The sequence below is a fragment of the Cytobacillus sp. FSL R7-0680 genome, from assembly GCF_038009245.1.
In the GTDB taxonomy this organism is placed as follows: Bacteria; Bacillota; Bacilli; order Bacillales; family Cytobacillaceae; genus Cytobacillus; species Cytobacillus kochii.
The window spans coordinates 37,201-49,629 of sequence record NZ_JBBPAO010000001.1; the positions used below are offsets into that span (position 1 = coordinate 37,201).

General features: G+C 37.4%; 8 protein-coding genes. 7 read left to right on the forward strand and 1 reads right to left on the reverse strand.

Going from position 1 to position 12,429, the window contains the following annotated elements; all coding sequences use genetic code 11:
* Window positions 1–126 precede the first annotated feature (126 nt).
* Both MKY26_RS00210 and MKY26_RS00215 read left to right on the forward strand, forming a co-directional pair.
* Window positions 127–1,851: an ABC transporter ATP-binding protein gene (locus MKY26_RS00210; protein WP_341091776.1), complete on the forward strand. Its 1,725-nt coding sequence runs from the start codon at window positions 127–129 to the stop codon at window positions 1,849–1,851.
* The gene (locus MKY26_RS00215; protein ID WP_307317659.1) at window positions 1,844–3,655 is read left to right on the forward strand and encodes an ABC transporter ATP-binding protein; all 1,812 of its coding nucleotides are present in this window, start codon (window positions 1,844–1,846) and stop codon (window positions 3,653–3,655) included. The genes MKY26_RS00210 and MKY26_RS00215 overlap by 8 nt, the downstream gene beginning before the upstream one ends.
* Before the next feature lie 187 nt (window positions 3,656–3,842).
* On the opposite strand, the gene MKY26_RS00220 is transcribed toward MKY26_RS00215, so the two are convergent.
* Entirely contained in the window at window positions 3,843–5,246 is a 1,404-nt protein-coding gene (locus MKY26_RS00220) for a sigma-54 interaction domain-containing protein (protein ID WP_095370181.1), read from the reverse strand.
* Window positions 5,247–5,463: 217 nt separating this feature from the next.
* On the opposite strand from MKY26_RS00220, the gene pruA reads away from it, so the two are divergent.
* The 5 genes from pruA (at window position 5,464) to MKY26_RS00245 (ending at window position 12,426) form a co-directional block, all read left to right on the forward strand.
* On the forward strand, window positions 5,464–7,011 hold the full coding sequence (gene pruA, locus MKY26_RS00225; protein ID WP_307317657.1) for an L-glutamate gamma-semialdehyde dehydrogenase: 1,548 nt from the start codon (window positions 5,464–5,466) through the stop codon (window positions 7,009–7,011).
* A gap of 77 nt (window positions 7,012–7,088) precedes the next feature.
* Window positions 7,089–8,288, forward strand: a complete 1,200-nt coding sequence (locus MKY26_RS00230; protein ID WP_095370179.1) for an ornithine--oxo-acid transaminase — start codon at window positions 7,089–7,091, stop codon at window positions 8,286–8,288.
* A gap of 406 nt (window positions 8,289–8,694) precedes the next feature.
* The gene (locus MKY26_RS00235; protein WP_095370178.1) at window positions 8,695–9,783 is read left to right on the forward strand and encodes an amidohydrolase; all 1,089 of its coding nucleotides are present in this window, start codon (window positions 8,695–8,697) and stop codon (window positions 9,781–9,783) included.
* A 32-nt stretch (window positions 9,784–9,815) separates the two neighbouring features.
* The gene (gene nhaC, locus MKY26_RS00240) at window positions 9,816–11,243 is read left to right on the forward strand and encodes a Na+/H+ antiporter NhaC (RefSeq protein WP_095370177.1); all 1,428 of its coding nucleotides are present in this window, start codon (window positions 9,816–9,818) and stop codon (window positions 11,241–11,243) included.
* Window positions 11,244–11,310: 67 nt separating this feature from the next.
* Window positions 11,311–12,426: a mandelate racemase/muconate lactonizing enzyme family protein gene (locus MKY26_RS00245; RefSeq protein WP_095370176.1), complete on the forward strand. Its 1,116-nt coding sequence runs from the start codon at window positions 11,311–11,313 to the stop codon at window positions 12,424–12,426.
* Window positions 12,427–12,429: the final 3 nt, after the last annotated feature.

Consider the following 12,429-nt stretch of genomic DNA (forward strand, 5'->3'; position numbering starts at 1 on the left):
CGGGTGAGCTTTTTTACTATTGTAGAACAAAACAATTTACAAAAGGGGAAATTCTAATTGACCAAATACAGTCAGTAAGCGTTAAAATAATTAAGTTAGAACAACAAGAAATAGAGGAGAGAATGGATGCAATCATTTGGAAAATTATTAAATTACATAAAGCCATATTGGTTTTTTGCTTGTTTGGGCCCTTTATTAATGTTTATTGAAGTAAGTATGGATTTACTTCAGCCCACAATCATGCAACATATGATTGATGACGCAATTGCTAATAATAACACGGAGCTGACGATTCAGCTTGGTATTTCTATGATCATTGTCGCCATCATCGGATTAATTGGTGGGATTGGTTGTTCTATTTTCAGCACAAAAGCTGCTGTCCATTTTTCAACAGACATAAGAAAGGATGTATTTAATCGTATTGTCCAATTTTCAAGTAGGGACGTGGATCGATATGGTTCGGGTAAGCTCATAACGATTGTAAGTAATGATATAAGTGTTTTACAGCGTGCGATATTAATGACGTTGAAAGTTTTTGTAAGGGGACCATTATTGTTCATAGGTAGTGTCCTAATCGTCTTTTTTACTGCAAGAGAACTCTTTCCAATTGTTATGATTGCTGTGCCGATCTTATTTATTATTATTATTTATTTCACAAAAAAATCAGCAGCTTTATTTAAAAAAGTGCAAGAAGCAATCGATGTCATCAATACGCGCTTACAAGAAAATTTAGCCGGTATTCGCGTTGTTAAAGCATTCGGAAGGGAAAACTTTGAAAAGAAGCGCTTTGCCGAAAAAAACAGCATGTTAACGAAGGTCAATATTTCAGCAGAACAATTTATTGCTCTCATGATGCCATTGTTGCTTTTTATTGTGAATTTAGGCATTGTGGCTGCTTTATGGCTTGGTGTAATAAAGGTTGATGGAGGAGCAATTGAAGTGGGAGCAATCCTTGCTTTTATAAACTATATGACAATTATTATGAATGGCTTGATGTCCAGTAGCCATGTGTTGATGTTGATAACAAGAGCTTTCCCTTCAGCTAATCGCATACAAGAAGTACTCACGGTTGAGCAAGATATGGTTGACGGTGAATATACCATTGTTAATCAAAAAGAGGATCATTTACTATTTAAAGATGTTGCTTTTAGTTATAGCAAAAATGGGGAGTATGTGCTGAAAAATTTGAACTTCACTATTCAACGAGGTAAGACATTAGGAATCATCGGTCCAACTGGTAGTGGAAAGACAACGATAGCCAAACTAATTCCTCGATTGTATGATGTCGATCATGGGCAAATCTTTTTGAACGGTGTTGATATAAAAAATTACACCAAAGAAACGTTACGGAAACAAATCGGTTTTGTCAGCCAACGTGCACTATTATTTTCTGGTACTATTGCAAACAATTTAAAAGATGGGAAAACCGATGCATCACTAGAAGAAATGAAACAAGCGGCAAATGATGCATGTGCAGTCGAGTTCATTGATAAATTGGATGAAGGTTATGAGTATGAAGTGGCGCAAGGAGGGAAGAATTTTTCCGGTGGTCAAAGACAAAGACTTTCCATTGCTAGAGCATTTATTAGGGAGCCAGACTTGCTCATTCTTGATGACTCAACATCCGCCGTTGATGCACTATCTGAAAAGAAAATTCAACAAGCATTAAAGCAGCGTCATTCGACGAAAATTATTATTTCATCAAAGATATCTTCCATAAGAGAAGCTGATGAGATTCTTGTTCTTCATGAGGGTGAGGTTGTGGCTAAAGGTAATCATGATACGTTGTTAGAAGAAAGTGGAGTGTACAAGGAGATTTACCAAACACAAGGGGGAGCCGGCCATGAATAATCAACCAAAAGAACAAAAAACACTAGATTTTGGCCGAGGACCTAGCCGCATGAATGGGAAAGGTGCAACACCGAAAAAATTTACAGGGACATTGCTACGTATATGGCAGTATATGAAACAACAAAAGTTAAGAATGATACTTGTTGTTTTTATGGTGTTATTATCAACTTTATTTACATTAGCTGGTCCTTATTTAATCGGTGTCATTATTGATGATTATATTTTAAAAGGTGATATTACAGGTACCATTGTCATGTCCGCCATACTTGCATGTATATATATCCTTATATCTATTACCACATGGGCACAAGCGCTCATAATGGTAAATGTGTCATTATTAACAATAAAAAAAATCCGCCAGGAATTATTTGATCAGCTCCAAAGTTTATCATTGAAATTTTTCGATAAGCGTTCTTATGGCGAATTAATGAGTCGAGTAACAAATGATATTGATCAATTACATGCAGCACTTAGTCAAAGTGTGATTCAAATAGTTTCATCCGTTTTAACAATTACCGGGGTAGCGATAGCGATGATTGCTTTAAATGGTGTGATGGCCATTGTGGCATTCTTGGTGATTCCACTTATGTTTTTAGCAACTAAAGCGATTGTGTCTTATAGCAGTCGTTATTTTTCTGCGAGACAGCGAGATCTTGGCGAAGTGAATGCGAAAGTGGAGGAGTCCATCTCTGGATTGGAGATCATTTCATTATATGGCAAAGAGGATGATGTTCTTACTTCTTTTAATTATCAAAATGAGTCGTTACGAACTTCTTCTATTCGTGCTGAAATATCTTCAGGATTTCTTGGCCCAGTGAATAATTTTATGAATAACTTGGGGTTAGCCTTTATTATATTTACAGGCGCGTTACTAGCGATTGTAAATATGGCTTCGATAGGGATGATTGCATCATTTGTGACGTATTCTCGCAATTTTTACCGTCCAATTAATCAGTTGTCAAATTTGATTACCACCTTCCAATCCGCCATTGCTGGTGCAGAGCGTGTATTTGAAGTTTTAGATGAAAAAACTGATATAGTTGATAGGCCCAAAGCTTTGAAGGTGTCTGCATTGTTAGGAAATGTTGAATTTAGGAATGTTTCTTTTGCTTATGAGAAGAAAGAGGTTTTATCATCGCTTAATTTTAGTGTGAAAGCTGGAGAGACCATTGCCATCGTTGGTCCAACTGGTTCGGGTAAAACAACAATCATTCAATTACTCGCTCGTTTTTATGATGTTACAAAGGGTGCAATCTATATTGATGGTGCAGACATAAGAGACTATGAAATCCGTCTACTTCGTAAAAATATCGGAATCGTCCTACAAGATTCTTATTTATTTTCTGGAACAGTTATGGAGAATATTCGTTATGGGAAGCTTAAAGCAAAAGATACAGATGTAATAGAGGCAGCCAAGCTTGCGTCAGCTCATGCCTTTATAAAACATCTCCCTAAAGGATATGATACGTTAATAGAAAGTGGCGGCAGCAATTTAAGTCAAGGTCAAAGGCAGCTTCTTTCTATCGCAAGAGCTATGCTTTCGAATCCCAATATTCTAATTTTAGATGAAGCCACATCGAGTATTGATACACAAACCGAAATTCATATTCAAAAGGGATTAGCACAATTAACGAAGGGGAAAACGACATTTGTCATTGCCCATCGCCTCAAAACAATTGAGAATGCCAATCATATTATGGTCATTAAGGATGGAGAAATCGCTGAACAAGGGACTCATCAGCATTTGTATAATCAAAATGGTGTTTATGCAGAAATGTATAACCAGCAGTTTTTAAGTCACTGATGTTATATACATACAATAATAAGGTGAAGGATTAAACGAGCACAAATGATAAACTTGTGTTATTTAATCACATATTGTATGAATGCGAATTTAAGGTGTCTTCATCTTAATCAATATCTTATGTAGAGAGGATTGTTCGTCCAAAGGAGGACCAACATCCTCTGTTTTATTTAGAACATGCTATTAGTCATGTTAAACGGTGTTTTTTTATCCTGTATTGTAGATTTTGTCTACTCATACCAAGTTCTTTTGCCGTATTGGTAATATGGTGCTGGTTTCTTATAAGTGCTTGTTGAATAAAATGGCGCTCGGCTTTTGTTAAATAGTCATTTAAAGTGTGGCCAATGTGTTCTTGCTTATTACTGTCGACAGGGTGATCGAATACTTTCTCTTTTTTTAAGAATGGTTGGGATTGTAATCGATGTCGATAATGAAAAGGTAAGTGATGATAGGTAATCGATTCTTCATATTCGATTAAGTTCATTGCGCCTTCAATAAGATGCTCTAGCTCTCTGACATTACCTGGCCATTCGTAATGAAAAAGGTTTGATAAAAGGGATGAATCAATATCTTTTACGCCCATTGCAAACTTCTCATTGTACTTATGAATGAAATGGTATACCAGTTCCTCTATGTCTTCTCTGCGCTCTTTTAACGGAGGGATGGATAAAGAAACAACACCTAACCGATAATATAAATCTTTTCTTAAATGTCCATTCGTAATTGCATCAATCGGATCCTCATTGATTGTAGCGATAATACGGACATTAAATGAACGGTCTCGTGTATCTCCCACCCGCCTTACTTTTTTCTCTTGTAGAACTCTCAATAATTTTGCTTGTAAGTGAATATTTAAAGAATTAATTTCATCCAGTAGAAGTGTACCACCTTCTGCTTCTTCAAATAATCCAGGCCTTTCGATTGCTCCGGTAAATGCCCCTTTTTTTGTGCCAAAAAGCAAGCCTTCTATCAGATTATCTGGTATGGCTGCACAGTTTTGCGAAATAAATGGTTTATGTGCCCGCTCACTTGCGTTGTGAATACTCTGAGCAAATAGTTCTTTTCCTGTACCTGTGTCACCGATGATTAAGATAGAAGAATCCGTACGCGTTGCTCTTTTGCTTGCTTCGATCACTTCAGTTATGGCTGGACTATGACCAATGATACTTTGGAAAGTAAAGCGAGTTTCTTCTCTTTGTTGTCTATTCTCTCTGATTAACTTTTCTAATCTTGTAATATCACGGGCAATCTCCATTGCGCCAATACGCTCGTTTTCGAAGAAAATAGGTAAAGTATGATTAACCGTAGTAATTTCTAGTCCTTGATTATTGTAATAACTTTGCTTTGCGTTCTCGATTTTAATGCCTTTTTCAACAGCTTCAAGCAAACGACTTTCTTCATTATGTTCAAATGAAAAAACATCATGTAAGTTTTTATATAGTACTTCGGCTTTAGCCATCCCTTCAATTTCAGCCATTTTCCGGTTATAAATGACCGTATTTCCGCCTTCATCAACGACATGGACACCAGCGTCAATTTCATCTAAGACTTTATCATAATAGTAATTCATTCGTTTTAGAAAGTTGTTCATGAATGTCCCCCCTGTAATTATTTATTATACACATTCGCAAAAATATTTTGCAGAAGATAGAAAAATATTTTTGCGAAAAGAAAAATATTTTTGCACCCAATAGGACGAAAATATTGTTAATTCGCATTTTTAGTAATTGGCACGTTATTTGCAATAATAATGGGGAACGATAAAAATAGAATAAGAGAAATACAATATAGAGTAGGAGGAATTTCGAATGGTACAGCCATATAAACATGAACCATTTACTGATTTTAGCGTAGAAAGTAATCAAGCGGATTATTTAAAAGGACTCGAAACGGTTAAATCCTATTTAGGTCAAGACTATGATTTATTAATTGATGGCGAAAGAATCTCTACAGATGAGAAAATCGTATCTATCAATCCAGCAAATAAAGAAGAAGTTATTGGTCGTGTGTCAAAAGCAAATCAAGCATTAGCAGAAAAAGCAATGCAATCGGCTGTGAGGGCATTCCAATCTTGGCGTAAAGTAAAGCCAGAAACGCGTGCCGATGTTTTGTTTAAAGCAGCTGCAATTATTAGAAGACGTAAACATGAGTTTTCCGCTCTTATGACAAAAGAAGCGGGTAAGCCTTGGAATGAGGCAGATGCTGATACAGCAGAAGCCATCGATTTCTTAGAATATTATGCACGACAAATGCTAGCGATTAAAGATGGTGTACCTGTCAATAGCCGACCGAATGAATACAATCGTTATGACTATATTCCACTTGGGGTAGGAGTTATTATTTCTCCTTGGAACTTCCCGTTTGCCATCATGGCTGGTACAACAGTCGCTGCAATTGTGGCGGGTAATACAGTGCTTTTAAAGCCAGCTTCAACTACACCAATCATTGCGGCTAAATTTGTAGAGGTATTAGAAGAAGCTGGATTACCTAAAGGCGTACTTAACTTTGTACCAGGAAGTGGTGCAGAGGTAGGTGACTATTTAGTTGACCATAAGGATACTCGTTTTATTTCATTTACAGGCTCAAGGGATGTGGGTCTTCGAATTAACGAACGTGCATCGAAACTAAATGATGGTCAAATCTGGATTAAACGTGTGATTGCTGAAATGGGAGGTAAAGACACGATTGTTGTTGATAAAGAAGCTGATTTAGAGCTTGCTGCTCAATCAATCGTCGCTTCTGCTTTCGGATTTTCAGGCCAGAAATGCTCAGCCTGTTCGCGAGCAGTCATTGTAGAAGATGTTTATGATCAAGTACTAGCAAGAGCAGTAGAAATCGCGAAAGATAAACAAGCGGGTAATCCTGAAGATCGAAGTAACTTTACAGGGCCGGTTATTGATCAATCAGCGTTTAATAAGATTATGAGTTATATTGAAATTGGAAAAGAAGAAGGAAAGCTTATGCTCGGTGGAGAAGGCGATGATTCTAAAGGTTATTTCATTCAACCAACGATATTTGCGGATCTAGATCCACAGGCGCGTATCATGCAGGAAGAGATTTTTGGTCCAGTAGTCGGTTTTACAAAGGCAAAAGACTTTAATCATGCAATCGAGATTGCGAACAATACAGAATATGGCTTAACCGGAGCTGTTCTCACGAATAATCGTGAACATATCCAACAAGCAAGAGAAGATTTCCATGTGGGTAATCTTTACTTTAATCGTGGTTGTACGGGTGCAATTGTTGGTTATCAGCCATTTGGTGGTTTTAATATGTCAGGTACAGATTCAAAAGCAGGCGGACCAGATTATATTATGCTTCATATGCAAGCAAAAACAACGTCTGAAATGTATTAAAGTCAATCAAGGTTAGAAAGGGATGATCATCCCTTTCTAGCAATCTATTAATCAAAACTGGAAGGATGTCGATAAAGATGAAAAATACAGTACAAACAAAACACCTGATCGAACAATCTGAAAAATTTGGTGCGAATAACTATCATCCACTACCAATCGTAATTAGTGAAGCTGAAGGGGTCTGGGTAAAAGATCCTGAGGGTAACAAATACATGGATATGTTAAGTGCTTATTCAGCAGTTAACCAAGGGCATCGCCATCCGAAGATTATTCAAGCGTTGAAAGATCAAGCAGAACGCGTGACATTAACATCAAGAGCTTTCCATAATGATCAATTGGGTCCTTGGTATGAAATGATTTGTGAGTTAACAGGCATGGATATGGCTTTGCCAATGAACACAGGTGCTGAAGCAGTGGAAACAGCTATAAAAGCAGCTCGTCGATGGGCTTATGATGTAAAAGGAGTAGCTGAGAACCAAGCAGAAATCATCGCTTGTATAGGAAACTTTCACGGCAGAACGATGACAGCTGTCTCCCTTTCTTCAGAAGAGGAATACCAAAAAGGTTTTGGCCCGATGCTTCCAGGAATTAAGCTAGTTCCTTATGGAGATATTGCTGCGTTAAAAGCTGCTATTACGGAAAATACGGCAGCATTTTTAATTGAACCGATTCAAGGGGAAGCTGGAATTGTTATTCCTCCAGAAGGGTTCTTAAAAGAAGCGCGTGAATTATGTAAAGAGAAGAATGTCTTGTTCATTGCCGATGAGATTCAAGCTGGGCTTGCACGCTCTGGAAAAATGTTTGCTTGCGAATGGGAAGGCGTAAGTCCTGATATGTACATTCTAGGTAAAGCTTTAGGTGGAGGAGTCTTCCCTATTTCTTGTGTAGTTTCAAGCAAGGAAGTTTTGGGTGTCTTCAATCCGGGCTCACACGGCTCTACTTTTGGTGGGAACCCGATGGCATGTGCGGTTTCTATGGCTTCCATTGAAGTGATTAAAGAAGAGAAACTTGTAGAGCGCTCTTTAGAGCTAGGTAACTATTTTGTTGATCAATTGAAGGAAATTAAAAATCCAATGATTAAAGAAGTGCGTGGACGTGGGTTGTTTATCGGGGTTGAGCTTACTGAACCTGCACGTAAATATTGTGAAGCGTTGAAAGAAGAAGGGCTTCTTTGTAAAGAAACACATGATACGGTTATTCGTTTTGCACCGCCACTTATTATTTCTAAAGAAGATCTTGATTGGGCAATTGAAAAAATAGTAAAAGTTTTAGGATAAGACAGTTTTTAATAAATTATTAGAATAATTTTTCTATATATGATATTATCTTAATAATCACTTTAACGCTGTAAGAGGAGAAAGATACAATCAATCACTTTTATCTTTCTCCTAAACCTTTATTTCATGGAAGTTATCAAACTTTTAAAAACGTAAACGCTTTCTTTTTTTAGAAAAATCCTGTTCGCATTTGTTTATTGGTAAAGAGTATTCATTAATAAAACATGATAGTAATATAACTTATTGCAAACAAATTCAGCTAGAGATTTCTCACCAAAGAAGAACTGGCCATACTGTTCATTCGTGAGAAGTCCTTGTACATATGTACAAGGCTTTTTGTGTATCTATAGAGTCAGTCAAAGGTGAATTTTTGTAAAATTTTCTAAAGTCTAAAAGGGATGATTTTATGAACTATAAAGATCAAATTCAAGAATGGTTTAATGAATTTCATAACCATCCAGAACCTAGTTTTAAAGAGTATGAGACAACCAAAAAAATTGTGTCTATACTGAGTGATTTAGAGGTTGATTATCAAACTTTTGGGGATTTAACTGGTGTAATAGCAGAGGTGGGAAGTGGAGATGAAGTAATTGCTGTTAGGTCGGATATAGATGCCCTCTGGCAGCAAGTAGATGGTATGTATCGTGCTAATCACTCATGTGGGCATGATGCACATATGGCTATTGTTTTAGGTAGTATTCTTTATTTGGATAAGCAAGCTTTAAGTAAGCGCATACGTTTTATTTTTCAACCAGCTGAAGAAAAAGGAAATGGATCTCTAGAAATGATTAAGCATGGCGCGATGGAAGATGTCACACATTTGTTTGGCATCCATCTCAGACCACATGAAGAATTATCTTTAGGACAAGTATCCCCATCCATCCATCACGGAGCATGTGTCACATTAGAAGGGAAAATTAGTGGTGAAGATGCCCATGGCGCCAGGCCTCATCAAGGAAGAAGCGCAATTGATGTAATTGCTACGATTTATCAATTTTTAAAGAATATCTATTTGTCTCCGTTTGATGCGTATTCTGTCAAATTAACTAATATTCAAACAGGTGGAGCAAGCTTAAATATCATTCCAGGTCATGCCACCTTTGGTATCGATATAAGAGCGCAAAAAAATGAACAATTAAAAGAGCTACAAACAAAAGTGAGTAAAGGGTTAGGCGATATTGCGACATTGTTTGATGTCGATATTTCATTTGATTGGATAGATTATACCCCTGGTGCAGTCGTCTCTCAACAAGCAGAGGAGATGGCAATACAGGCAATAACAGAGGTATTAGGTTCAGAAAGTGTGGCTCCCCCACTCATTACCCCGGGAAGTGATGACTTTCATTTTTATACGATCAAACATCCAAATGTCCATGCAACAATGATTGGTTTAGGTGCTGACTTAAAGCCGGGATTACATCACCCGCAAATGAATTTTAACCATACAGTATTGGACCAGGGTGCTCGAATAGTAGCAGCCTTGTTGAAAGCATAATTAAAGTGAAAAATATAAATGGGAGGATTTCTATGAAACAGGATCAAAAAATGACATTCGGTATGGCGCTAATTCCATTAGTTGTCATGATAGTAACAATGATGATTGCGGTTATTTATTTAGATCAAGGACCTCATATTCCATTAATTATTGGAACAATTACGGCTGCATTAGTTGCTTGGAAAGCAGGATATAATTGGAAGCATATTGAGGAATCGATGTATAAGGGGATTAAACTGGCATTACCTGCGGTCATAATTATCATGTTAGTTGGTTTAGTCATCGGTTCTTGGCTTGGTGGTGGTATTGTAGCAACAATGATTTACTATGGATTAAAGATTATCACCCCATCTTTGTTCCTCGTCTCTATAACGATTATATGTGCAATCGTTTCTTTATCAATTGGCAGCTCTTGGTCAACAATGGGAACGATAGGTGTAGCGGGAATGGGCATAGGCATGAGTATGGGCATCCCAGCTCCGATGATAGCTGGTGCGATTATTTCAGGCTCTTATTTTGGTGATAAGATGTCTCCGTTATCAGACACAACAAATTTAGCATCCGGCTTAACAGGTACTGATTTATTTGATCATATCAAACATATGTTATTTACAACCGTTCCTGGTATTATCATTGCATTAGCGGTTTATTGGTTCTTAGGCAAAGACTTTGGTAAAGGAGGAGCCAATCCAGCAGAAATTAATCAAACAATCCTTGCCTTACAAGATTCTTTTGTTATTTCACCATGGTTATTACTTGTTCCCCTTGTAGTTATTATTATGGTAGCAAGAAAAGTTCCGGCAGTACCAGCATTAATTGTAGGTATCCTCCTAGGCGTTCTTTGTCAAATCTTTGTACAAGGTGGTTCGCTATCTGAGGCAGTATCAGCTTTACAATCCGGTTACAAAATGGAAAGTGGAAATGAGATGGTTGATGGTCTCTTTAATAGAGGAGGTCTCGATTCGATGATGTACACCGTCTCCATGACGATTGTGGCCATGACGTTTGGTGGAATATTAGAAAATACAGGTATGCTACAAGCGATAGTCAATCAAATCTTAAAGCTAGCTAAGTCAGCAGGTAGTCTTGTTGCAACCACTATTGTATCTGCCTTTGCAACAAATGCGACGGCATCAGAGCAATATATTTCAATTGTTGTTCCTGCAAGGATGTTTTCCAAAGCATATCGCGATAAAAATCTGCATTCAAAGAACCTATCCAGGGCCCTAGAAGATGGGGGAACTTTAACCTCTGTATTTATACCATGGAATACATGTGGAGTGTTTATTCTTGCCACACTCGGAATAGGTGCATTAGAGTATGCACCCTATGCTATCCTGAATTTCATCGTTCCGATTATTTCTATCATTTATGCTTTTATAGGATTTACCATTGTTAAAATCACTGATGAAGAGAAAAGGGCATTGGAAAAAGAAGAAGAAGCATCATTAAATGCATAAACATAATGAAAGAGGGAGCCGAGTTTTTTCTTCGGCTTTCTTCTTTTATTGATAAGGAGAGAGAAATATGAAGATTACATCCATCGCTATCTATGCGATTCGTCTACCATTAAAACAACCGTTTGTCATCAGTTATCATACATATAAAGATATGCCATCCATTATCGTAAAAGTGGAAACGGATGAAGGTCTCATAGGCTACGGAGAAGCAGTACCTGATGAGCATGTGACAGGAGAAACATGGGAAGGCACTTATCAAGTAATTAAACATACACTTGGACCTGCCATATTAGGTATCAATCCAATGGAAATTGAAAAGGTACATGAAATCATGGACAAGCTCATTTATCAAGCACCTGCTGCTAAAGCTGCGATCGATATTGCTTGTTACGACTTAATCGGTAAAAAACTACAAGTGCCCGTGTATCAGCTCATCGGTGGACGTTACCATGTGCAATTTCCCATCACGCATGTGTTAAGTATTGGTGAGCCAGAAAAAATGGCGACAGAAGCACTGGAACAAGTCTCTAAAGGTTATACATCATTTAAAATTAAAGTAGGTAGAGATGTGAATGGGGACGTAGCAAGAATTAAGGCAGTTGCTGATAGCGTTAAAGACAAAGCCGTTATACGAGTGGATGTAAACCAAGGTTGGCAAACAGCGGCTGCTACTTTAAAAGGAATTAAGGCATTAGAAACGGTAGATATAGATTGGCTAGAGCAACCGGTAAGAGCAGATGATATTGATGGTATGGCATTTATTAGGTCTCATTCAACAGTTTCCCTTATGATTGATGAAGGACTAAAGGGAGCAAGAGAGTTGAAAGAGATTATTCAGAAAAATGCCTGTGATCGTATAAACATTAAGTTGATGAAGTGTGGTGGTATATTGCCAGCAGTTAAGCTTGCATATCAGGCAGAACTAGCCGGGATTGAGTGCCAGGTCGGATCAATGGTAGAATCATCGATTGCTTCAAGTGCAGGTTTTCATGTGTCATTTTCTAAAAAGAATATTACAAGTGTAGAATTAACCGGACCACTGAAGTTTACTAAGGATATCGGTGACTTACATTATGATATTCCTCATATTTCTTTAAAAGATCAACCTGGATTAGGCGTAAATATTGATGAAGAGATTCTAAAAGAATTGACTGTATTTGAAGATGTATTAAAGGAGAGTTGAAGA